We start from the raw sequence: 23768 nt of genomic DNA, 5'->3' as shown, positions 1-23768 counted from the left end.
ACTGTGGCCAAATAAACATCTCTAATAGGGATGATGATAATAAATGCGCGTCTTTCAGTAAGTCAGACTCGCATAAAAAGGAAAAGTTTCCCGGAAACGAGAAAAAATAAATTTTTTCTATGAGGAGGTGGCATTATGCCGTTACTAGATAGCTTTACTGTTGACCATACTCGTATGGCCGCACCCGCCGTTCGGGTCGCTAAAACCATGAAAACCCCTCATGGCGACAATATCACTGTATTTGATCTGCGTTTCTGTCGTCCGAACATCGAGGTCATGCCAGAGCGTGGAATTCATACGCTAGAGCACCTATTTGCTGGCTTTATGCGGGATCATTTAAACGGTGATGGCGTTGAAATTATCGATATTTCTCCGATGGGATGCCGTACTGGTTTCTACATGAGCCTGATTGGCACGCCGAATGAGCAACGTGTTGCCGACTCTTGGAAAGCGGCAATGGCGGACGTTCTGAAAGTGACCGATCAGCGTAAAATCCCTGAGCTGAATGAATACCAGTGCGGCACCTATGATATGCATTCACTGGAAGAAGCGCAGGAAATCGCTCAGCATATTTTGGATCACGATATTGGCATTAACCAAAATGACGATCTGGCGTTGCCGAAAGACAAGTTAGCTGAGCTGCATATCTAGTTTGTTGGGTCGGCGCAGATAAAAAAAGAGAGCCGAAAGTGGGCTCTCTTTTTTCTGCGCGTGAACGATGTCAGACCGCGAGAAAGTGCTGTATAACCCGGCTGCCAAAGTAGGAAAGCGTCAGCATCAGTGCACCTAGCAGGCTGAACCAGACGACACGCCGACCCCGCCATCCCTCATGGTAATGTCCCCAGAGCAACAGAATATAGATGAACCAGGCAAACAGTGAGAACACCGCCTTATGCAGGTTCTCTTTATTGTCGATCAGGTCGTCCATATAGAACAAGCCGGTACAAAGCGTCAGCGTGAGCAGGATGACGCCAATCTGCGTGATGTGAAACATCTTCCGTTCAATGCTCATCAACGGCGGCATATCAGCGGCAAACCCTAGCTTCTTGTTCTTGAGCAGATAATCAAGCCAGGCAAGCTGGAGCGCATAAAGTGCCGCAATCAGCAAGGTTGCATAGGAAAAAAGCGCCAGGCCGATATGGATCATCAAGCCCGGTGATGCTTCCAGATGCGTAATAAATTCACTCGGCATGAAGCTGGCAAAGGCCAGATTGATCAGCGCAAAGGTGTAGACGATGGGGAGAATAAACCAGCCGCGATCGCGCGCGGCGACAATCGTCATAACGGTACAGATGATGAGGCTGACCAGCGAACCGATATTCAGCAGGCTAAGATTTTGTCCCACCTGAACATCAAAAATGCGTTGATAGAGCGCCACCGCATGGCAGATTAGCGCAGCGCTGGCCGAGAGCATTGCCAGCCGACGATATGCACTGTTCTTGCGCAGCAGACTGGGGATAATCAGTCCGAGGCTGAGTGTGTAGGCGACAAGCGCCACAATAGCGAAAACAGACATACAAATAGGTTATTAAATATCAACTAGGTAAAATAGAGAATCAGTATAGCGTTAGTCGCCGTGGGCACCAACAGTTCTCCGTCAGCAGCGCTGAGATCGTTCCTACTTTTGTGTATAATCCCTTCTATTCGTGTCGCGCTGCGGCCTGTCTTACGTTGAGCATGAGATATGTTTGAAAATTTAACCGATCGACTCTCGCGCACATTGCGCAATATCAGCGGCCGCGGGCGGTTGACTGAAGAAAACATTAAAGAAACGCTGCGTGAAGTACGTATGGCATTGCTGGAAGCTGACGTAGCGTTACCCGTGGTGCGTGATTTTATCAATCGTGTAAAAGAACGCGCTGTTGGGCATGAGGTCAACAAAAGTCTGACGCCGGGGCAAGAGTTCGTCAAGATTGTTAAAAATGAACTTGTCAGCGCAATGGGCGAAATTAACGCCGAACTAAATCTCGCTGCTCAGCCGCCTGCGGTGGTCCTGATGGCCGGCCTGCAAGGTGCGGGTAAAACGACCAGCGTGGGCAAGTTGGGTAAATTCTTGCGCGAAAAGCAAAAGAAAAAAGTGCTCGTGGTGTCTGCCGACGTTTATCGCCCTGCGGCGATTAAACAGTTGGAAACGCTGGCACAGCAGGTGGGCGTCGATTTCTTCCCGTCTGATGCGCAAGAGAAGCCGCTTGCTATCGTAGAACGTGCGTTACAACACGCTAAGTTGAAATTCTACGATGTCCTGTTGGTCGATACCGCTGGTCGTCTTCACGTCGATGACGCGATGATGGACGAAATCAAACAGGTTCATGCGGCAATTAAGCCGGTTGAAACGCTGTTTGTGGTTGATGCCATGACGGGGCAGGATGCGGCGAATACGGCAAAAGCCTTTAATGAAGCGTTGCCGCTGACTGGGGTTATCCTCACCAAAATTGATGGCGATGCCCGAGGCGGTGCGGCGTTGTCTATCCGCCATATTACTGGCAAGCCTATTAAATTCCTCGGCGTCGGTGAAAAAACCGAAGCGTTGGAACCGTTCTACCCCGATCGCGTTGCATCACGCATTCTCGGTATGGGCGATGTGCTTTCGCTGATTGAAGATATTGAAAGCAAGGTTGACCGTACACAGGCAGAGAAGCTGGCGAAGAAACTGAAGAAGGGCGACGGTTTCGATTTGACCGATTTCCTGGATCAGCTTAAGCAGATGCGCAACATGGGCGGCATGGCGAGCATGATGAGTAAAATGCCTGGCATGGGTCAACTACCTGATAACGTTAAGTCACAAATGGATGACAAGGTGTTGGTGCGTATGGAGGCGATTATTAATTCGATGACGTTTCAAGAGCGTGCCAAGCCAGAGATTATCAAAGGCTCACGTAAGCGCCGTATCGCGCAGGGTTCAGGTATGCAGGTGCAGGACGTTAACCGTCTTCTGAAACAATTCGATGATATGCAACGAATGATGAAGAAAATGAAAAACGGCGGCCTGGCGAAAATGATGCGCGGTATGAAAGGGATGATGCCACCTGGATTTCCGGGGCGTTAACCACAGAAACTGATGGTGTAGATAAACTCTTGGCGAGATTATACGCTTTAGATTGCTTTTTGCGCCAAAATGAGTAAAATTTTCGGGCTTTTTATATGACATACTGGGCTCCGTTCCTCGATGGAGCCCAGTTGTTTTATTCACTAAAGAGGATGTTATGGTAACAATTCGTTTGGCACGTGGCGGCGCGAAAAAACGCCCTTTCTATCAAGTAGTCGTGACCGACAGCCGCAATGCGCGTGATGGTCGTTTCATCGAGCGCGTGGGTTTCTTTAACCCAATCGCGTCTGGTCAAGCAGAAGCCCTGCGTCTGGATCTGGACCGTATCGAGCATTGGGTTGGTCTGGGTGCAACTGTGTCTGATCGCGTATCTTCGCTGATCAAAGACGCTAAAAAAGCAGCATAATCTGTTGCGGTGGTGATAATGAGCAATCAACTTAGCCCAAAACCTCCCGTTAACCCGATTGTGATGGGGAAAATTGGGTCGGCGTATGGCATCCGAGGTTGGCTCAGAGTGTTTTCATCCACCGAAGATGCCGATAGCATTTTTGATTATCAACCTTGGTTTATCCAGAGTAAAAGCGGTTGGCAGCTTGTCGAGATTGAAGGCTGGAAGTATCACAATCAGGATCTGATCATCAAAGTGAAAGGTGCTGATGACCGTGATGCGGCTAATTTACTGACCAATTGTGAAATTGTCGTAGATTCGTCACAACTGCCCGATCTGGGCGAAGGTGATTATTACTGGAAGGATCTTATTGGCTGTCAGGTCGTGACCGTAACGGGTTATGAGTTGGGTAAAATCATCGATATGATGGAAACTGGCTCGAACGATGTGATGGTGATAAAAGCCAACTTGAAAGATGCCTTCGGGGTCAAGGAACGACTGGTTCCGTTCCTCACCGAACAGGTTGTTAAGCGTGTTGACCTTTCTGCTCAAACTATTGAAGTAGATTGGGATCCTGGTTTTTGAACTCTGAATCGACCAGTAGTACCCAGCGGAACGAGACTATGTGGATTGGGGTGATTAGCCTGTTTCCAGAGATGTTCCGGGCAATTACTGATTACGGAGTCACTGGCCGGGCAGTTAAAAATGGCCTGCTGAACGTACAGTATTGGAGTCCTCGCGACTTCACTTACGATCGGCATCGCACCGTGGATGACCGGCCTTATGGCGGTGGTCCCGGAATGCTGATGATGGTGCAACCTTTACGGGATGCGATCCACGCAGCAAAAGCAGCGGCAGGTGAAGGCGTGAGAGTGATTTATCTATCACCTCAGGGCCGTAAATTAGATCAGCAAGGCGTGCGTCAACTTGCTACAAACCAGAAGATGATTCTAGTTTGTGGACGGTACGAAGGGATTGATGAGCGCGTAATTAAAACCGAGATCGATGAAGAATGGTCGATAGGGGATTACGTACTCAGCGGTGGGGAACTGCCAGCGATGACCCTGATTGACTCCGTTGCCCGTTTTATACCGGGCGTTCTGGGGCATCAGGCTTCAGCAGAAGAAGATTCTTTTGCCGATGGATTGCTGGACTGTCCTCATTTCACTCGCCCTGAAATACTGGAAAGCATGGAGGTTCCGGCAGTATTACTGTCTGGTAACCATGCGGAAATACGTCGCTGGCGATTGAAGCAGTCGCTGGGCCGAACCTGGCTTAGAAGACCTGAACTTCTGAAAAGCCTAGCTCTGACTGACGAGCAAATAAGGTTGCTGGCTGAATTTCAACGTGAACATCAGTCTGAGCAACGAGAGTATTAGGTGGTTACGCCGGTTTACCGTGCGAACCCAACTATCAGTTTACCTAGGGTAAGAGACATATTATGAGCAACATTATTAAGCAAATCGAAGACGAACAAATGAAGCAGGACGTACCTGCATTTCGTCCGGGTGATTCCGTAGAAGTGAAGGTATGGGTTGTTGAAGGCAGCAAAAAACGTCTGCAGGCATTCGAGGGCGTGGTTATCGCTATTCGTAACCGCGGTCTGCATTCTGCATTCACTGTTCGCAAAATTTCTAACGGCGAAGGCGTGGAGCGTGTATTCCAGACTCACTCTCCAGTAATTGACAGCATCTCTGTTAAACGTCGTGGTGCCGTGCGTAAAGCCAAACTGTACTACCTGCGTGAGCGTACTGGTAAGTCTGCTCGTATCAAAGAGCGTCTTAACTAAGATAGCGCTTTCGCAACATCCGAAAGTTGTTATTTTTCAAATGCCTAGCGAATTCGCTAGGCTTTTTTTTTGTCTTGATGTCCACAAAGAGGCAGCAGAGAATGGCATAGAAGCATCACTTTCTGCTGAGATATGTACGCTGTGATTTTAAGGTTCATTCTTCAAATATCGACTACCCTGGTAGCAGAAAGCCCACCAAACTTGGTGGGCTTAGTTTTCCCTGGTGCCATCATTATTGTTTGAATTTCAGTACTATGATGACATTAGGCATGGTTATTTTATAAACGTTTATACAGATCAATTTTCTAATATTGATCGGTTATGGCGATCAAATGTCGCATTGGTGCCATTTTCTCACCCTATTCATAACGGTTTGTTAGCGATGACCGTTGGGTACATGTGCATATGGTCGTTAATAAACTGAATATCTGTAAATCCGGCCCGCTCTAATTGTGACTGTGTTTGTTTGTGGGTGCGAAATGCTGTCCATGTTGCGCCAATAATTCGTGAAAAAAGTACATATTGGAGCGCTAGCAATTTCGGATCGGCATTTACCCATGGGGAGTCTTGCGATTGCGTAGGAGGCGGTGTCATAAAGCTGGTTATTAGTGTTCCTCCTGGCTTCAGCCCAGAATAGAACACGCGGTAAAGTTCAGTGACTTTGTCATCATCTGGCTCATAGACATTGAGTCCGTTGCTGGTAATCACATCTGCTTGTTCTGCTAAATCAATAGTCCAGGCATCAGCAAGAACCAACGATATCTGGCTTTCCAGCCCTTGCTGACTGGCAAGTTTGTAAGCCTCTTCCAGCGCCTGTTTATCCAGGTCGATGCCGATTAATTTCACATCTCGATGCCGCGTATAGTCTAGCAGCAATAAATCGGCCATGACGCCACAGGGAACGGATACCATGACGGCGTTGGGGCGCAAGAGTTCTTGAAGCAGGCGTTGGAATATACTGAATCGTTCACGTGTCGCTAAAACGTTGGGTAACCGTGTGTAGATGGTTTCTTCGAGCGGATTGGCATAGTGAGCTGGCTGATGTGTTATCACATTATGCGTCCAGTATGCATTTAACCCATGGTGTTGTAGTAAAAATTGGCCTAACTCAAGATGGGAGAAGTCATCCAGGAGTGCCAGTTGCTCCTCTACGGAAATACCGGGATGATCGCCGGACTCAATAATGTTGTTTTTTACCGCAGCAACCCGTTCATCATGGCTTTTCCTTGATGAGGGATCGTGTGATAAGAGTCTTGGGCTATTATTCGGCGACAGGCTATGAGTCTTGTTTGGACCGGACATGTGAGTACTCCATAATATCAATCGCTATCAGAAATAATGGGATTCACTATCAGTGAGCTATGATTTTTTGTTATCCCAGCATCAGGTGTTTAATAACTTAAAGTGATTATTTTATGGCGATAATAGTGGTGAGATATGTCTGGCGTATTTCTGGGAGAGTAAAAAAGTGAGTGGAATTGTTACCAGATGCGATGAACCCTAGCTTTTTGCCAGCTACGCCGCATATTCGTGTGGGTTATCACCAGTATTCAGGAGGATGTTAAGGCAGGTTTTGTTGCCAGCGAGTTCGCAGTGTCTCTGCTGATTCTACGCCATCGCAACTGGCGGGGAAATTTTTCCCTGCTTTTCCCCATTCTTCCATGTTACCTGCACGGCAAAAAGCTGACTGTCCGGCCTGATAACCGCGTAGGTAGGTTTCACGCTCGATCTGTGGATTACCAAACCATTCTTGTAAGGTACTATCGTCTTTCACAACCACGCCAGAGATTGCATCCTGGTAGCCAGTTTCATACCAGAACCCAGACTCACTTTTAGTCGGTAGCGACGGTACGTTGCTTTGGCACGCTGTCATTAAAAGAATTACAGCCAAGACATAACTGTATTTCATCATCGAACCTTTAATATTTGCGGCCATCGGCCTGAATGAACACTCTATTAGAGAATGCCTAGCTTTTCTTTCAGTAACTTGAGATAGCGGCGACTGACGGGAATGTGTTTTCCCGTATGCGTCAGCACTTCTGCCGCGCCATTCTCCATTAACTGGATTTCTTTCAGTTGCTCTGTGTTAACCATATATTGACGATGGCAGCGGACGAAAGGTGTTTTCTCTTCCAGGGTTTTCAGCGAAAGTTGGGTATAGCCCGATTGGCTGACGCCCACCACATGTACGCCGCTGAGTTCCGAACAAAGATACTCGACTTCCTCAATCTTGAGCAAAAAAATACGATTGTGTCCGTTGCAGGGAATATGGCGCAGCAAAGGTTCTGAAATTATCTGTACACTTTTATTTACGATCGCGCCGCGGCGTAAACGATTTAGCGTTTTACTCAGCCGCTGTGCATCCAGTGGTTTTAGTAAATAGTCAAAAGCATGCTCTTCGAATGCCCTCACCGCGTACTCATCATAGGCTGTCACGAAGACGACGTAAGGCATATTTTCTGGATCCAACATGGCAACCAGCTCTAATCCGCTGACCTTTGGCATCTGTATATCCAGGAAAATCACATCCGGCTGCAGTCGGTGAATGGCCGGTATTGCCTCCAGCGCATTGCTACACTGCGCAATGATGGTGATATCAGATTCATTTTCCAGTAGCAGGCTGAGCTCTTCGCGTGCCAACTGTTCGTCATCGATGATTATGGCTTTCAGCATCCTTCCCCCTTATTGGGGTGATTCTATCATTATTCACGCTGGAGATAGGTATGGTTGCATTGGGAAGTGATAGAGCATGCAGATATCTTTTTTCTGACCATATTTAGGATGGTAATTTTTTATTTACACTAAGTGGATTGAAATCTTTACGGTTCATGTTATGGTGTAAACATCATATGTAGGTTGTCCACACAATCGCGAACAGATCGAACTTTTCAGGAATGAGATCATGCAAAAAGATTCACTTAACAATATTAATATCAGTGCAGAACAGGTTCTGATTACTCCTGATGAATTGAAAGCCAAGTTTCCACTTAACGATGCGGAACAACACGATATTGCGCAAGCGAGATCAACCATTGCGGATATCATTCATGGTCGTGATGATCGGTTGCTGATCGTCTGCGGGCCTTGCTCTATTCATGACACGGATGCTGCGCTGGAATATGCCCGCCGCTTGCAGTCGCTTGCTGCGGAATTAAGCGATCGCCTTTACATCGTGATGCGTGTTTATTTTGAAAAACCCCGCACAACCGTGGGTTGGAAAGGGCTTATTAACGATCCGTTCATGGATGGCTCATTTGATGTGGAAGCTGGGCTGCACATCGCGCGCGGGTTGCTGTTGGAACTGGTGAATATGGGATTGCCGCTGGCGACAGAAGCGCTTGACCCGAACAGCCCGCAGTACTTGGGCGATCTATTTAGCTGGTCAGCGATCGGCGCACGCACGACTGAATCTCAAACGCACCGCGAGATGGCTTCCGGCTTGTCGATGCCTGTCGGGTTCAAAAACGGAACGGATGGCAGTTTGGGAACGGCGATCAACGCGATGAGGGCCGCTGCAATGCCGCATCGTTTTGTCGGTATTAATCAAACTGGGCAAGTTTGTTTGCTGCAGACGCAGGGGAACGTCGATGGTCATGTGATTCTGCGCGGTGGTAAAAAACCAAACTACAGCGCGCAGGATGTTGCCGAATGTGAAAAACAGATGCAGGAAGCAGGACTGAGACCTGCGCTGATGATAGATTGTAGCCACGGCAACTCGAACAAAGACTACCGCCGTCAGCCACTTGTTGTTGAATCTGCGATTGAACAAATCAAGGCAGGAAACCGTTCTATTATAGGATTGATGCTGGAAAGCCACCTTAACGAGGGTAGCCAGTCTTCAGAACAACCGCGTTCAGATATGCGTTACGGTGTATCGGTCACGGATGCCTGCATCAGTTGGGAAAGTACAGAAGCGTTGCTGCGTTCCGTTCATCAAGATCTGAGTGCCGCACGTGTGAAACATTCAGGAGAGTAACAAGATATGGTAGCTGAACTGACCGCATTACGTGATCAGATAGATGAGGTAGATAAGGAGCTTGTCGCGCTGTTATCACGTCGGTTGCGTTTGGTGGCGGAAGTGGGTGAAGTGAAAAGCCGCTATGGTTTGCCTATTTATGCGCCCGATCGTGAGGCGGCCATGCTCAGCTCACGTCGCAAAGAGGCGGCGTCGATGGGGGTTCCGCCGGATCTCATTGAAGATATCCTGCGGCGCACTATGCGCGAATCCTATTCCAGCGAGAACGACAAAGGTTTTAAAACATTGTGTCCACAACTGCGTCCGGTTGTCATCATTGGTGGCCGTGGTCAAATGGGCAATTTATTCGAGAAAATGCTGACGCTGTCGGGATATCAGGTGAGGATTCTGGAGCAAGATGACTGGCCGCGCGCTGATGAGCTGTTGTCTGATGCGGGTATGGTGATTGTCAGCGTGCCGATTCACGTTACTGAACAGGTTATTGCCCGTCTGCCAGCCTTGCCAGATGATTGTATTTTGGTTGATCTGGCGTCGGTAAAAAATGGCCCTCTTCAGGCAATGTTGGCGGCACATAGCGGCCCGGTACTCGGTTTGCACCCGATGTTTGGGCCAGACAGTGGTAGCCTTGCCAAACAGGTTGTCGTTTATTGCGATGGCCGGCAACCGGAAGCCTACCAGTGGTTACTGGAACAGATTCAGGTGTGGGGCGCACGTCTGCATCGTATTAGCGCGGTCGAACACGATCAGAACATGATGTTTATTCAAGCGCTGCGTCACTTCGCGACATTTGCCTATGGGCTGCATTTAGCAGAGGAGAATGTGCAGCTTGAACAGCTATTAGCGCTGTCATCGCCGATCTATCGTCTGGAATTGATTATGGTCGGGCGGCTGTTTGCACAGGATCCGCAACTGTATGCCGACATTATTATGTCTTCAGAGGATAACCTGGCGCTGATTAAGCGTTACTACAAACGTTTTGGCGAAGCGATTGAGTTACTGGAACAGACAGATAAAGCGGAATTTATCAGTAGCTTCAAAAAAGTCGAACACTGGTTTGGCGACTATGCCAAACGTTTTCAGGCTGAGAGCCGGGTGCTTTTGCGCCAGGCAAACGATATTCGCCAATAGCTCGATTTGAATCTTTTGAATGTGTTGGAACGTTGAATTCTGTTTGGAAAGCCATCCGGGCGAATACCCGGATGGCTTTTTTCAATTATTCGTTCACATCGACCGGTACGACGTTTTCACTCGGGTAGCAGCCCAATACTTTTAGTGAGCGGGTAATGGGGGATAATCCTTTTAGCGCTTTCTGCATGGCATCGCTGCGCAAATTAGCCTGCACATCAAGATAGAACATCTCTTCCCACGGGTTGCCGTTGATTGGTCTGGACTCCAGCTTGGTCATCACAATACCGTTATCACGCAGTACTAGCAGTGCTTCTACCAATGCGCCTGACTGTTGACCCGTAGCCATAATCAGTGTGGTTTTCGCAGGCACTTGCTCAGTCACATCAATCGGTTTACGTGCTAATACAATGAAGCGAGTGATGTTTTGCGATTGGTTTGCCAGATTATGTTCCAGTACTTGTAGCTGATATAGCTGACCACCGGCTTCGCTGCCGAGTGCTGCTGCTTTTGGGGAATTAAGCGCCGCGACTTTTTCCATCGCCGCAGCGGTACTCTCACAATATTCAATTTTCCAATGCGGAAAACGATTGATGAAGTGGCTGCACTGCTGGAACGGCTGAGGATGGCTATAAACCGTTTCGATTTGTTCCAGAGACGTATCGGTAGCGACCAAAACGCAGTGATTTATCGGGTTGGTTAATTCGCCGACGATGGATAGCCCCGTATGTTGCAGTAGGTCGTAAACGTCGTTGATCGAACCGGAGCTGGTGTTTTCAATCGGCAGAACAGCATAGTCGGCTTGCCCTGTTTCCACCATGTTGAAGATGTCTTGAAATTTCTGGCAACCACACTCAACCAATTGCTCGAAGTGTCGGGCGGCGTATTGGCGTGCAGCGAGATGAGAATAAGACCCCTTCGGACCGAGAAAGGCGACGCGGGCAGAGTGTGACGTTGTTTGGTTGAGGTGGTGCTGTAAGAGCGCCTGCTGCGTCAGTACCGAATCTTCAATGACGAGTTGGAATAAACGAGTAATATAATGGCCATCAAGATGATGCTTTTTCCCCGCCTCTGTCAGTTTGTCCAGTAAATCGCGTTCACGCTCTTTATCACGGATTGGGCGATGCGAGTGTAACTTGCTGCGGGCAACGTCCAGCGCCAGTTCTCGTCTTTGTGCCAACAATTCAATTAATTGCAAATCCAATGCGCTGATGCGTTCTCGCAGTGCCAGTAATGGGTTGTCTGTCATGATGCCGGTTACCTGTCTTATGTTCTTATATAAAAAAAGCCTCCTGGTCAGGAGGCTTTTTTGTTCGTCTTCGTATTCTTGCTCTTACGACGAATCGCCTCCCAAATCAGGGGAAGGTGAAAAAGAATACGAAGAAGAACAGCTTATTGATCATGTTTTCTCGGTTGGTCAGGAAAATATTCAGTTTCTGAACAGGTAAGGTAACTGTTGGCTTTTCATCCTGTCAATACAAAATCGCCGAGCGCAATTTCAAACCCTGTATGCCATGGGGCTTTAGGCCGCCGCGTTATGGTCCGTAGTATGCAAAAACGCGCCCTTAGGCGCGTTATATTGAGGTAAAGAGAATGGAACTCACTCTTCTTGAGTTGGCTGTAAATTGGCTTCTTTGACGCCTGCTACCGCACGTCTGGCTTCACCTTTATGTTGGAGTTTGTCCAACTGACGTTCAAGCTTGGTAATCAACTCATTGATAGCGGCATACATGTCATCATGTTTGGCGCTGGCAACCAGCGGGCCATTCGGCGTACTGATAGTGGCATCGGCCACAAAACCCTGCGGTTCTTTTGACAGAATAATATGCGGGTTGATCAACTGGGTTTGCCACTTGTCCAGCTTAGAAAGACGGTCTTCGACATGTTGACGAATTGCGGGGGTGATATCCATTTGCTTACTGGTAATATTAATAGTCATATAAACTTACCTCTCTGCCTATGTCCGTCTTGGATAATTTCAGCATACCGCGAGTTGTGGCAAAAAGCGTGATATTGATCAGTTTTTTTCGTCACTTTTTGTCAAGAAAACGCGATTTGTGAAGCACCATTGGGAATAGAAGGGAAGTACTTGAGAGGGCATCTGGCCTATGCCATGATTGATAGGATGTATTGAGGTTACCGCGCTGCTGTTAATTCCCGCCAACCCTGTTTTTTCTGCTCATCGACGTATAACGAACTGATCGAACCCATAAAAAAACGGCAACCGAAGCTGCCGTCTCATCATTGGGGGGCACCGATTGTTTATGCCGGGTTAGCGGCAATCACTTTTGCGACTTTGTCTGCCTGTGCGGCCAGTTGCAGTTCACGGTAGGCGCTTTCCATCAACGGCAGGGCATTTTTTGTCGCCTGGGTATCAGGGTAATCACGCAGCATTTGCTCAACGCGATTAACTACTGCCACATAAGCGCCGCGTTTCGTGTAGTATTGCGCGACAGAAAGTTCATACTTGGCCAGACGCTCTTTGAGGTAAACCAAACGCTTGTTTGCGTCGGTGGCGTATTGGCTGTTCGGGTATCCCTGAATGAGCTTGCTGAAATCCCGGAATGCGGTACGGGCATACTGCGGGTCGCGATCGGAACGATCGACCCCGAAGAAGCCTTGTAACGCACTATCATCCAGCGCCATGTCGGTCAGACCGCGCATGTAAAGGACATAATCCACGTTTGGATGGGTCGGGTTGAGCCGTAGGAAGCGGTCAATAGAAGCTTGGGCCAATGGCAGTTCTGCGGATTTGTAGTAGGCGTAGATCAAATCCAACTGTACTTGCTGTGAATAGGGGCCAAAGGGATATCGGTTATCCAGTGCTTCCAACTGCGTGATGGCTGCTTTAAAGTTGCCGTCCTGCAGTTTTTGTTGAGCATTGGCATAGATTTCAGATGGCGGACTATCAGGAACCGCATCTTTGGAATTGCCGGAGCAACCAGCCAGCGCCAGGCTCAACGTGGCGGCAGCCACCAGATATTTCATACGCGTCATGACGTTTTGATTATCCTCAGAATGTTATTCCGGGAGGCTGTCCGTGAAGCTCCCGATTTAGACCAGCTACAATAGTACATTATTTTAAACGGCGTCGCCGTCAAAACCCAACGTTAACGAAGAAGCTGCATAATATGGCACAACAAGTACAACTCACCGCAACGGTGGCCGAATCTCAACTCGGACAACGTTTAGATCAGGCTTTGGCCGAATTGTTCCCTGATTATTCTCGATCCCGTATAAAAGAGTGGATTCTTGAGAATCGGGTACAGATTAACGGCAATGTCATCAATAAGCCAAAAGAGAAAGTACTTGGCGGCGAATCGGTAGCCATTGATGCATTGATTGAAGAAGAAGCACGCTGGGAAGCACAGGATATCAAGTTGGATATCGTGTACGAAGATCAGGATATTCTGGTTATTAACAAATCCAGAGATCTGGTGGTTCACCCTGGTGCGGGTAATCCAGATGGCACGGTATTGAATGCTTTGTTACATCATTATCCTGAGATTGTCGATGTGCCCCGCGCTGGGATTGTGCATCGGCTTGATAAAGATACGACAGGGCTCATGGTTGTCGCGAAAACCGTGCCGGCACAGACTCGTCTCGTTGAGGCGTTGCAGGCACGCGAAATCACTCGTGAGTATGAGGCTGTCGCGATTGGTTCTATGACGGCAGGCGGTATGGTCGAGCAACCTATCGCCCGTCACGCAACTAAGCGTACTCACATGGCTGTACACCCGATGGGCAAGCCGGCAGTCACGCATTACCGCATCATGGAACATTTCCGTGCGCATACCCGCTTGCGATTGCGGTTGGAAACGGGACGCACCCACCAGATTCGTGTGCATATGTCACACATTAACCATCCACTGGTTGGCGATCAGTTATACGGCGGTCGCCCTCGTCCGCCAAAAGGTGCGTCGGATGATTTCATTGAGACGCTGCGTGGGTTCGATCGTCAGGCTCTGCACGCTACCATGCTACGCTTCTACCATCCTATTACCGGAATCCAAATGGAATGGCATGCGGCATTACCGCAGGATATGGTCGATCTGATTGAGGCGCTGAAAGCCGATACTGAAGCGTTTAAGGATCAACTCGACTGGTAATACATTCAATTTGATCAATGCTGATTTATGGAGGTGACGGACTATGCTGATATACCCCGACTGGCCTTTGCCAGAAAGTGTGAAATCTTGTAGTACGACGCGTGTTGGCGGACGTAGTGCGGCACCTTATGATTCGCTGAATTTGGGGAATCATGTGGGTGATGAACCCGCATACGTCACTGAAAATCGGCAAACGCTGGTGGCGCTGGCAGATCTTCCTGCCATGCCGCATTGGTTGGAACAGGTTCATGGTACTGATGTGATTCGTATTGGTGAGGTTGTACCATCGGCTGTTTGCGGTGATGCTGCTTATACGGATAAGAAAGGTCAAGTTTGTGCAGTGATGACGGCTGACTGTTTACCTGTGCTTTTTTGTGCAGTCAATGGCGACGAAGTGGCTGCTGCACATGCTGGTTGGCGGGGATTGCACGCGGGTGTGCTGGAAGAAACGTTAGCCTGTTTCCGAGCCAAACCCGCGCAAATTATGGCGTGGTTGGGACCCGCTATCGGGCCTAACGCCTTTGAGGTCGGCCCAGAAGTTAGAGACGCGTTTATTCAGCATGATGCGGCAGCGGCCTCTGCATTTAGGCCTGAAGGAAACAAATTTTTTGCCGATATCTATCAACTGGCAAGTTTGCGTTTACGCGCTGCAGGGATAACGCAAGTTTTTGGTGGAAACTCCTGTACTGTGAGCGAGCCTCACAAATTTTTCTCTTATCGGCGCGATGGCGTGACTGGCCGTATGGCAAGTTTAATCTGGCTGATATAACCTATTGAATTAAGGCGATCCAAGACAAGTAACGTTTAAATCCCGTCACGACTGGCAAAATAACCTTGAAATTTTTGAGGGATGACCTCATTTAATCTCCAGTAGCAATTTTGACCAGTGTACGGGAGGTGTTATGCGTCTGGATCGTCTTACCAACAAATTCCAACTTGCTCTTGCCGATGCCCAATCTCTTGCCCTTGGGCGCGATCACCAGTTTATTGAATCACTTCATTTGATGAGCGCTTTGCTTCATCAGGGCGGAGGAACTGTTGGTCCACTTCTGACTGTCGCAGGAGCTAATCTTAATTACCTGAAAGCCGAAATCGACCAGGCAATCGCGCGTTTGCCGCAGGTTGAAGGTACGGATGGTGATGTCCAACCTTCGAACGAATTAGTTCGCGCATTGAATATGTGCGACAAACTCGCGCAAAAGCGTGGCGATACCTTTATTTCCTCGGAACTTTTTGTGCTTGCAGCTTTGGAGTCTCGCGGCACATTGGTGGATATATTGAAAAAGGCGGGTGTCACGCAGCAAAATGTAACAAACGCGATTGATCAAGTGAGAGGAGGGGAGCAAGTGAACGATCAGGGGGCTGAAGATCAGCGCCAGGCATTAAAAAAATTCACGATTGATCTCACGGAACGTGCAGAACAAGGCAAGCTCGATCCGGTTATCGGACGTGATGAAGAGATTCGCCGTACTATTCAGGTTTTACAACGTCGAACCAAAAATAACCCAGTATTAATCGGTGAGCCAGGCGTGGGTAAAACCGCGATAGTCGAAGGGTTAGCTCAGCGTATCGTTAATGGCGAAGTACCTGAAGGCTTGAAAAACAAGCGCGTACTTTCTCTGGATATGGGCGCGCTGGTGGCTGGTGCGAAATATCGCGGTGAGTTTGAAGAACGCTTGAAAGGTGTACTCAACGATCTGTCCAAACAGGAAGGCAATGTCATTCTGTTTATTGATGAGCTGCATACGATGGTGGGTGCAGGTAAAGCCGATGGCGCGATGGATGCCGGCAATATGCTAAAACCCGCGCTGGCTCGCGGTGAACTGCATTGCGTTGGCGCGACGACGCTGGATGAATATCGTCAATATATTGAAAAGGACGCCGCTCTTGAGCGTCGTTTCCAAAAGGTGTTTGTCGCGGAACCTACTGTTGAAGACACCATTGCAATTCTGCGCGGGCTGAAAGAGCGCTATGAATTGCACCATCATGTACAAATCACCGATCCGGCGATTGTTGCGGCGGCAATGCTATCCCATCGCTATATCGCGGATCGTCAGTTGCCGGATAAAGCCATTGACCTGATTGATGAAGCGGCATCCAGCATTCGTATTCAGATTGATTCAAAACCAGAACCCCTTGATCGGCTTGAGCGTCGAATCATCCAGTTAAAGCTGGAGCAACAGGCGCTGAAAAAAGAATCTGATGAAGCTAGTCAGAAGCGGCTTGAATTGCTGAGTGCGGAGCTTGACCAAAAAGAGCGTGAATATTCCCAACAGGATGAAGAGTGGAAAGCAGAAAAAGCGTCACTCACGGGAACGCAGAATGTTAAGGCTTCTTTAGAGCAAGCGAAAATTGCGTTGGAACAGGCTCGACGCCAGGGAGACCTGGGGAGAATGTCTGAACTGCAATACGGCAAAATTCCTGAGCTGGAAAAACAGCTAGCTGCAGCAACGCAGCAAGAAGGAAAAACGGTTCATTTACTGCGTAATCGGGTCACTGATGCTGAAATCGCTGATGTGCTGGCGCGTTGGACTGGAATTCCCGTTTCTCGCATGTTGGAAAGCGAGAAAGAAAAATTATTGCGAATGGAAGATGAACTACACCAGCGAGTGATCGGGCAGAACGAAGCCGTAGAAGCGGTTGCGAATTCTATCCGCCGTAGTCGGGCGGGGTTATCTGACCCTAATCGTCCGATTGGATCGTTCCTATTCCTTGGACCGACAGGCGTTGGGAAAACGGAACTTTGCAAAACGCTGGCGACTTTCCTCTTCGACAGTGATGATGCGATGGTTCGTATCGATATGTCTGAGTTTATGGAGAAACACTCTGTTTCACGTTTGGTCGGTGCGCCTCCTGGATATGTCGGTTACGAAGAAGGAGGATATCTGACGGAAGCGGTACGTCGTCGTCCTTATTCGGTCATCTTGCTCGATGAGATCGAAAAGGCACACCCTGATGTGTTCAATATCTTGCTTCAAGTATTGGATGATGGCCGCCTTACTGATGGTCAGGGTCGAACGGTCGATTTTCGTAATACTGTGGTTATCATGACGTCAAATTTAGGCTCTGACCTTATTCAGGAACGTTTTGGTGAACGCAGCTATACCGAAATGAGAGATATGGTTCTTGACGTCGTTAGCCACAGCTTCCGGCCTGAGTTTATTAACCGTATCGATGAAGTCGTCGTATTCCATCCGCTGGGAAGGGGGCATATTACGTCGATCGCACAAATTCAGCTCCAGAGACTGTACAAGCGCCTCGAGGAGCGGGGATATAGCGTCACGATAACGAATGCTGCTTTAGATATGCTAGGAGAAGTCGGTTTTGACCCTGTCTATGGCGCACGTCCGCTTAAAAGAGCGATACAGCAACTGATAGAGAACCCACTCGCCCAGCAGATACTGGGGGGGAAATTGATACCCGGGAAACCGATCATATTAGATGTTGAAGGCGAACAGATAGTCGCACAACAAGAATAATGTGAAATAGTAAGTCATCAACGGGGGGCATTTGCTAATGAATGTCCCCCATTTTTATATCTCAAGCTCATATTGTATTCATATTCTGTATGGGGAATATGCTAAACGCTCTTTTTTGTCTTGTTTTTGAACGCTTGGGAAAAAATTTGCATTTAGCGCTTGTCAGCCGCCGAGAAGTCCCTATAATGCGCCTCCATCGACACGGCGCTGTGACTCACAACCGGGTCGATAAAGAAAGAGAAAACGCTTTAAAATAAACGTTGACTCTAAAGGTGATAAGCGTAACATACGCCACCTCGCGAAGCGGATAAGACCGCAACGCACTGCTCTTTAACAATATAATCAGACAATCTGTGTGGGCACTCACAAGACCGTATCTTAACGATATAAAAAGTCTTGAAGAGTGAACAACAGTAAATTCATTACGAATAAACAGTTTTAATTCTTTGAGCATCGCTGACGAGTTCAGCAAATCAAACAAATCTTAAATTGAAGAGTTTGATCATGGCTCAGATTGAACGCTGGCGGCAGGCCTAACACATGCAAGTCGAGCGGTAGCACAGAAGAGCTTGCTCTTCGGGTGACGAGCGGCGGACGGGTGAGTAATGTCTGGGAAACTGCCTGATGGAGGGGGATAACTACTGGAAACGGTAGCTAATACCGCATAACGTCTTCGGACCAAAGAGGGGGACCTTCGGGCCTCTTGCCATCGGATGTGCCCAGATGGGATTAGCTAGTAGGTGAGGTAATGGCTCACCTAGGCGACGATCCCTAGCTGGTCTGAGAGGATGACCAGCCACACTGGAACTGAGACACGGTCCAGACTCCTACGGGAGGCAGCAGTGGGGAATATTGCACAATGGGCGCAAGCCTGATGCAGCCATGCCGCGTGTGTGAAGAAGGCCTTCGGGTTGTAAAGCACTTTCAGCGGGGAGGAAGGCGATAAGGTTAATAACCTTGTCGATTGACGTTACCCGCAGAAGAAGCACCGGCTAACTCCGTGCCAGCAGCCGCGGTAATACGGAGGGTGCAAGCGTTAATCGGAATGACTGGGCGTAAAGCGCACGCAGGCGGTCTGTTAAGTTGGATGTGAAATCCCCGGGCTTAACCTGGGAACTGCATTCAAAACTGACAGGCTAGAGTCTTGTAGAGGGGGGTAGAATTCCAGGTGTAGCGGTGAAATGCGTAGAGATCTGGAGGAATACCGGTGGCGAAGGCGGCCCCCTGGACAAAGACTGACGCTCAGGTGCGAAAGCGTGGGGAGCAAACAGGATTAGATACCCTGGTAGTCCACGCTGTAAACGATGTCGACTTGGAGGTTGTGCCCTTGAGGCGTGGCTTCCGGAGCTAACGCGTTAAGTCGACCGCCTGGGGAGTACGGCCGCAAGGTTAAAACTCAAATGAATTGACGGGGGCCCGCACAAGCGGTGGAGCATGTGGTTTAATTCGATGCAACGCGAAGAACCTTACCTACTCTTGACATCCACAGAATTCGGTAGAGATACCTTAGTGCCTTCGGGAACTGTGAGACAGGTGCTGCATGGCTGTCGTCAGCTCGTGTTGTGAAATGTTGGGTTAAGTCCCGCAACGAGCGCAACCCTTATCCTTTGTTGCCAGCACGTAATGGTGGGAACTCAAAGGAGACTGCCGGTGATAAACCGGAGGAAGGTGGGGATGACGTCAAGTCATCATGGCCCTTACGAGTAGGGCTACACACGTGCTACAATGGCGTATACAAAGAGAAGCGACCTCGCGAGAGCAAGCGGACCTCATAAAGTACGTCGTAGTCCGGATTGGAGTCTGCAACTCGACTCCATGAAGTCGGAATCGCTAGTAATCGTAGATCAGAATGCTACGGTGAATACGTTCCCGGGCCTTGTACACACCGCCCGTCACACCATGGGAGTGGGTTGCAAAAGAAGTAGGTAGCTTAACCTTCGGGAGGGCGCTTACCACTTTGTGATTCATGACTGGGGTGAAGTCGTAACAAGGTAACCGTAGGGGAACCTGCGGTTGGATCACCTCCTTACCAAAAAGATGTGTGTTAAGTGAAGTGCTCACACAGATTGTCTGATGAAAATAACGAGCAGAAATACCTTAATAGGCTTGTAGCTCAGGTGGTTAGAGCGCACCCCTGATAAGGGTGAGGTCGGTGGTTCAAGTCCACTCAGGCCTACCAACTCTTCCATGAGTGGTATCTAAGGTAACTGTAAGTAGAGACGGGGTTATAGCTCAGCTGGGAGAGCGCCTGCCTTGCACGCAGGAGGTCTGCGGTTCGATCCCGCATAGCTCCACCATCACTACTCGCTATGATAAAAAACATCAGAGTGTACCTGTTTGGGTGCACTGCGATGTTTTGCTCTTTAACAATCTGGAACAAGCTGAAAATTGAAACATGACGGCTGACAAAACACGATGACCTTCGGGTGCATCGTGATGCATCAGTCTGTCAATGAGTCTCTCAAATAATCGCAGCGCGAACGTGACCTTGATTTATTCAAGACACCTTCGGGTTGTGAGGTTAAGCGACTAAGCGTACACGGTGGATGCCTAGGCAGTCAGAGGCGATGAAGGGCGTGCTAATCTGCGATAAGCGTCGGTAAGCTGATATGAAGCGTTATACCCGACGATACCCGAATGGGGAAACCCAGTGTGTTTCGACACACTATCATTATGTGAATACATAGCGTAATGAGGCGAACCGGGGGAACTGAAACATCTCAGTACCCCGAGGAAAAGAAATCAACCGAGATTCCCCTAGTAGCGGCGAGCGAACGGGGAGGAGCCCAGAGCCTGAATCAGTTTGTGTGTTAGTGGAAGCGTCTGGAAAGTCGCACAGTAAAGGGTGATAGTCCCGTACACAAAAATGCACAAGTTGTGAGTTCGATGAGTAGGGCGGGACACGTGACATCCTGTCTGAATATGGGGGGACCATCCTCCAAGGCTAAATACTCCTGACTGACCGATAGTGAACCAGTACCGTGAGGGAAAGGCGAAAAGAACCCCGGCGAGGGGAGTGAAATAGAACCTGAAACCGTGTACGTACAAGCAGTGGGAGCCTACTTGTTAGGTGACTGCGTACCTTTTGTATAATGGGTCAGCGACTTATATTCTGTAGCAAGGTTAACCGAATAGGGGAGCCGCAGGGAAACCGAGTCTTAACTGGGCGTTAAGTTGCAGGGTATAGACCCGAAACCCGGTGATCTAGCCATGGGCAGGTTGAAGGTTGGGTAACACTAACTGGAGGACCGAACCGACTAATGTTGAAAAATTAGCGGATGACTTGTGGCTGGGGGTGAAAGGCCAATCAAACCGGGAGATAGCTGGTTCTCCCCGAAAGCTATTTAGGTAGCGCCTCGTGAACTCATCTTCGGGGGTAGAGCACTGTTTCGGCTAGGGGGTCATCCCGACTTACCAACCCGATGCAAACTACGAATACCGAAGAATGTTATCACGGGAGACACACGGCGGGTGCTAACGTTCGTCGTGAAGAGGGAAACAACCCAGACCGCCAGCTAAGGTCCCAAAGTCATGGTTAAGTGGGAAACGATGTGGGAAGGCACAGACAGCCAGGATGTTGGCTTAGAAGCAGCCATCATTTAAAGAAAGCGTAATAGCTCACTGGTCGAGTCGGCCTGCGCGGAAGATGTAACGGGGCTAAACCATGCACCGAAGCTGCGGCAGCGACGCTTAGGCGTTGTTGGGTAGGGGAGCGTTCTGTAAGCCGTTGAAGGTGGCCTGTGAGGGTTGCTGGAGGTATCAGAAGTGCGAATGCTGACATAAGTAACGATAATGCGGGTGAAAAACCCGCACGCCGGAAGACCAAGGGTTCCTGTCCAACGTTAATCGGGGCAGGGTGAGTCGACCCCTAAGGCGAGGCTGAAAAGCGTAGTCGATGGGAAACAGGTTAATATTCCTGTACTCGGTGTTACTGCGAAGGGGGGACGGAGAAAGCTAGGTTATCCGGGCGACGGTTGTCCCGGTTTAAGCGTGAAGGTGGATGACTTAGGTAAATCCGGGTCATCGTTAACACTGAGGCGTGATGACGAGTCACTACGGTGATGAAGTAACCAATGCTACGCTTCCAGGAAAAGCCTCTAAGCTCCAGGTAACATCAAATCGTACCCCAAACCGACACAGGTGGTCAGGTAGAGAATACTCAGGCGCTTGAGAGAACTCGGGTGAAGGAACTAGGCAAAATGGTGCCGTAACTTCGGGAGAAGGCACGCTGGCGCGTAGGTGAAGTCCCTTGCGGATGGAGCTGAAGCCAGTCGCAGATACCAGCTGGCTGCAACTGTTTAATAAAAACACAGCACTGTGCAAACACGAAAGTGGACGTATACGGTGTGACGCCTGCCCGGTGCCGGAAGGTTAATTGATGGGGTCAGCCGCAAGGCGAAGCTCTTGATCGAAGCCCCGGTAAACGGCGGCCGTAACTATAACGGTCCTAAGGTAGCGAAATTCCTTGTCGGGTAAGTTCCGACCTGCACGAATGGCGTAATGATGGCCAGGCTGTCTCCACCCGAGACTCAGTGAAATTGAACTCGCTGTGAAGATGCAGTGTACCCGCGGCAAGACGGAAAGACCCCGTGAACCTTTACTATAGCTTGACACTGAACCTTGAGCCTTGATGTGTAGGATAGGTGGGAGGCTTTGAAGTGTGGACGCCAGTCTGCATGGAGCCAACCTTGAAATACCACCCTTTAATGTTTGATGTTCTAACGTAGGCCCGTAATCCGGGTTGCGGACAGTGTCTGGTGGGTAGTTTGACTGGGGCGGTCTCCTCCCAAAGCGTAACGGAGGAGCACGAAGGTTAGCTAATCCTGGTCGGACATCAGGAGGTTAGTGCAAAGGCATAAGCTAGCTTGACTGCGAGAGTGACAGCTCGAGCAGGTGCGAAAGCAGGTCTTAGTGATCCGGTGGTTCTGAATGGAAGGGCCATCGCTCAACGGATAAAAGGTACTCCGGGGATAACAGGCTGATACCGCCCAAGAGTTCATATCGACGGCGGTGTTTGGCACCTCGATGTCGGCTCATCACATCCTGGGGCTGAAGTAGGTCCCAAGGGTATGGCTGTTCGCCATTTAAAGTGGTACGCGAGCTGGGTTTAGAACGTCGTGAGACAGTTCGGTCCCTATCTGCCGTGGGCGTTGGAAGATTGAGAGGGGTTGCTCCTAGTACGAGAGGACCGGAGTGAACGCACCACTGGTGTACGGGTTGTGATGCCAATTGCATTGCCCGGTAGCTAAGTGCGGAAGAGATAACCGCTGAAAGCATCTAAGCGGGAAACTTGCCTCGAGATGAGTCTTCCCTGGGCACTAGATGCCCCTGAAGGGCCGTTGAAGACGACGACGTAGATAGGCTGGGTGTGTAAGCGTAGCGATACGTTGAGCTAACCAGTACTAATGACCCGAGAGGCTTAACCTTACAACACCGAAGGTGTTTTGTGGGTGATGAAAGACTCATAGATTTTGATGTTCAGCTTGTTCAAAGATTGGTTCTGATGGTTACGGAGATGACAAAGAAAAAAGTCATGTTAAGTAACGGTTGGAATGAAACAGAATTTGCCTGGCGGCGATAGCGCGGTGGTCCCACCTGACCCCATGCCGAACTCAGAAGTGAAACGCCGTAGCGCCGATGGTAGTGTGGGGCTTCCCCATGTGAGAGTAGGGAACTGCCAGGCATCAAATTAAGCAGTAAGCCGGAGCAATCTGGTGGTTGTAGAGAAATTCGGTGGAGCGGTAGTTCAGTTGGTTAGAATACCTGCCTGTCACGCAGGGGGTCGCGGGTTCGAGCCCCGTCCGTTCCGCCACTTATTATGAAAAAGCCCTAAGTTAACGCTTAGGGCTTTTTCAT

18 protein-coding genes, 3 tRNA genes, 3 rRNA genes and 1 other annotated feature are annotated in these 23768 nt (G+C 49.3%); of the genes, 17 read left to right on the top strand and 7 right to left on the bottom strand.

Annotation, left to right across the window (positions count from 1 at the left end; translation table 11 throughout):
* The first annotated feature begins 135 nt into the window (after positions 1 to 135).
* Complete coding sequence (gene luxS, locus A8F97_RS13330) at positions 136 to 651, top strand: S-ribosylhomocysteine lyase (protein WP_012822828.1); 516 nt, start codon at positions 136 to 138, stop codon at positions 649 to 651.
* Positions 652 to 721: 70 nt separating this feature from the next.
* Here luxS and A8F97_RS13325 read toward each other — a convergent pair whose 3' ends face one another.
* Positions 722 to 1516 (bottom strand): cytochrome C assembly family protein, encoded by a 795-nt coding sequence (locus tag A8F97_RS13325; protein ID WP_012822829.1) that lies wholly within the window; start codon positions 1514 to 1516, stop codon positions 722 to 724.
* Between the two features lie 168 nt (positions 1517 to 1684).
* Here A8F97_RS13325 and ffh point away from each other — a divergent pair, with 168 nt between their 5' ends.
* The 5 genes from ffh to rplS all read left to right on the top strand — a co-directional run bounded on the left by ffh (position 1685) and on the right by rplS (position 5223).
* Entirely contained in the window at positions 1685 to 3046 is a 1362-nt protein-coding gene (ffh, locus tag A8F97_RS13320; RefSeq protein ID WP_012822830.1) for a signal recognition particle protein, read from the top strand.
* A gap of 157 nt (positions 3047 to 3203) precedes the next feature.
* Positions 3204 to 3452: a 30S ribosomal protein S16 gene (gene rpsP / locus A8F97_RS13315; protein WP_005970362.1), complete on the top strand. Its 249-nt coding sequence runs from the start codon at positions 3204 to 3206 to the stop codon at positions 3450 to 3452.
* An 18-nt stretch (positions 3453 to 3470) separates the two neighbouring features.
* The gene (gene rimM / locus A8F97_RS13310; protein ID WP_012822831.1) at positions 3471 to 4019 is read left to right on the top strand and encodes a ribosome maturation factor RimM; all 549 of its coding nucleotides are present in this window, start codon (positions 3471 to 3473) and stop codon (positions 4017 to 4019) included.
* Between the two features lie 38 nt (positions 4020 to 4057).
* Positions 4058 to 4813: a tRNA (guanosine(37)-N1)-methyltransferase TrmD gene (gene trmD / locus A8F97_RS13305; protein WP_012822832.1), complete on the top strand. Its 756-nt coding sequence runs from the start codon at positions 4058 to 4060 to the stop codon at positions 4811 to 4813.
* 62 nt (positions 4814 to 4875) lie between these two features.
* Entirely contained in the window at positions 4876 to 5223 is a 348-nt protein-coding gene (gene rplS / locus A8F97_RS13300; RefSeq protein ID WP_005970359.1) for a 50S ribosomal protein L19, read from the top strand.
* 363 nt (positions 5224 to 5586) lie between these two features.
* Here the strand turns inward: rplS and A8F97_RS13295 are convergent, their stop codons facing one another.
* The 3 genes from A8F97_RS13295 to btsR all read right to left on the bottom strand — a co-directional run bounded on the left by A8F97_RS13295 (position 5587) and on the right by btsR (position 7896).
* Complete coding sequence (locus A8F97_RS13295) at positions 5587 to 6525, bottom strand: class I SAM-dependent methyltransferase (protein WP_033071000.1); 939 nt, start codon at positions 6523 to 6525, stop codon at positions 5587 to 5589.
* Between the two features lie 259 nt (positions 6526 to 6784).
* The gene (locus A8F97_RS13290) at positions 6785 to 7132 is read right to left on the bottom strand and encodes a DUF2799 domain-containing protein (protein ID WP_033071953.1); all 348 of its coding nucleotides are present in this window, start codon (positions 7130 to 7132) and stop codon (positions 6785 to 6787) included.
* A gap of 47 nt (positions 7133 to 7179) precedes the next feature.
* Entirely contained in the window at positions 7180 to 7896 is a 717-nt protein-coding gene (gene btsR, locus A8F97_RS13285) for a two-component system response regulator BtsR (RefSeq protein ID WP_012822835.1), read from the bottom strand.
* A gap of 229 nt (positions 7897 to 8125) precedes the next feature.
* Here btsR and A8F97_RS13280 point away from each other — a divergent pair, with 229 nt between their 5' ends.
* Positions 8126 to 9199: a 3-deoxy-7-phosphoheptulonate synthase gene (locus A8F97_RS13280; RefSeq protein ID WP_033071001.1), complete on the top strand. Its 1074-nt coding sequence runs from the start codon at positions 8126 to 8128 to the stop codon at positions 9197 to 9199.
* Positions 9200 to 9205: 6 nt separating this feature from the next.
* Positions 9206 to 10327 (top strand): bifunctional chorismate mutase/prephenate dehydrogenase, encoded by a 1122-nt coding sequence (tyrA, locus tag A8F97_RS13275; RefSeq protein ID WP_012822837.1) that lies wholly within the window; start codon positions 9206 to 9208, stop codon positions 10325 to 10327.
* A gap of 85 nt (positions 10328 to 10412) precedes the next feature.
* On the opposite strand, the gene pheA is transcribed toward tyrA, so the two are convergent.
* From pheA to bamD, 3 genes are all read right to left on the bottom strand, one after another.
* Positions 10413 to 11573 carry a bifunctional chorismate mutase/prephenate dehydratase gene (gene pheA / locus A8F97_RS13270; protein ID WP_012822838.1) on the bottom strand — a complete coding sequence of 387 codons (1161 nt, stop codon included), beginning with the start codon at positions 11571 to 11573 and terminating at the stop codon, positions 10413 to 10415.
* Positions 11574 to 11602: 29 nt separating this feature from the next.
* Positions 11603 to 11728 (bottom strand) — a sequence feature (Phe leader region).
* 196 nt (positions 11729 to 11924) lie between these two features.
* Positions 11925 to 12263, bottom strand: coding sequence for a ribosome-associated translation inhibitor RaiA (gene raiA, locus A8F97_RS13265; protein ID WP_005970349.1), 339 nt, complete (start codon positions 12261 to 12263; stop codon positions 11925 to 11927).
* Between the two features lie 323 nt (positions 12264 to 12586).
* The gene (gene bamD / locus A8F97_RS13260) at positions 12587 to 13321 is read right to left on the bottom strand and encodes an outer membrane protein assembly factor BamD (protein WP_005970348.1); all 735 of its coding nucleotides are present in this window, start codon (positions 13319 to 13321) and stop codon (positions 12587 to 12589) included.
* 134 nt (positions 13322 to 13455) lie between these two features.
* Here bamD and rluD point away from each other — a divergent pair, with 134 nt between their 5' ends.
* The 9 genes from rluD (at position 13456) to A8F97_RS13215 (ending at position 23724) form a co-directional block, all read left to right on the top strand.
* Complete coding sequence (rluD, locus tag A8F97_RS13255; protein WP_012822839.1) at positions 13456 to 14433, top strand: 23S rRNA pseudouridine(1911/1915/1917) synthase RluD; 978 nt, start codon at positions 13456 to 13458, stop codon at positions 14431 to 14433.
* A 43-nt stretch (positions 14434 to 14476) separates the two neighbouring features.
* Positions 14477 to 15202, top strand: coding sequence for a purine nucleoside phosphorylase YfiH (yfiH, locus tag A8F97_RS13250; protein ID WP_033071002.1), 726 nt, complete (start codon positions 14477 to 14479; stop codon positions 15200 to 15202).
* Between the two features lie 133 nt (positions 15203 to 15335).
* Positions 15336 to 17912 (top strand): ATP-dependent chaperone ClpB, encoded by a 2577-nt coding sequence (gene clpB, locus A8F97_RS13245; protein ID WP_014698889.1) that lies wholly within the window; start codon positions 15336 to 15338, stop codon positions 17910 to 17912.
* 486 nt (positions 17913 to 18398) lie between these two features.
* A 16S ribosomal RNA gene (locus A8F97_RS13240) occupies positions 18399 to 19941 on the top strand.
* A gap of 73 nt (positions 19942 to 20014) precedes the next feature.
* Positions 20015 to 20091: transfer RNA gene (locus tag A8F97_RS13235), tRNA-Ile, on the top strand.
* Positions 20092 to 20133: 42 nt separating this feature from the next.
* A tRNA-Ala gene (locus tag A8F97_RS13230) sits at positions 20134 to 20209 on the top strand.
* A gap of 222 nt (positions 20210 to 20431) precedes the next feature.
* Positions 20432 to 23339, top strand: a 23S ribosomal RNA gene (locus A8F97_RS13225).
* A 140-nt stretch (positions 23340 to 23479) separates the two neighbouring features.
* Positions 23480 to 23595, top strand: a 5S ribosomal RNA gene (rrf, locus tag A8F97_RS13220).
* The 16S, 23S and 5S rRNA genes sit together here with 3 tRNA genes alongside, the layout of an rRNA operon.
* A gap of 52 nt (positions 23596 to 23647) precedes the next feature.
* A tRNA-Asp gene (locus tag A8F97_RS13215) sits at positions 23648 to 23724 on the top strand.
* Positions 23725 to 23768 lie beyond the last annotated feature (44 nt).

The organism is Pectobacterium parmentieri, from assembly GCF_001742145.1.
Lineage (GTDB): Bacteria > Pseudomonadota > Gammaproteobacteria > Enterobacterales > Enterobacteriaceae > Pectobacterium > Pectobacterium parmentieri.
Note: the sequence above shows the minus strand (reverse complement) of the source record. Positions and strands in the feature narration are given on the sequence as shown.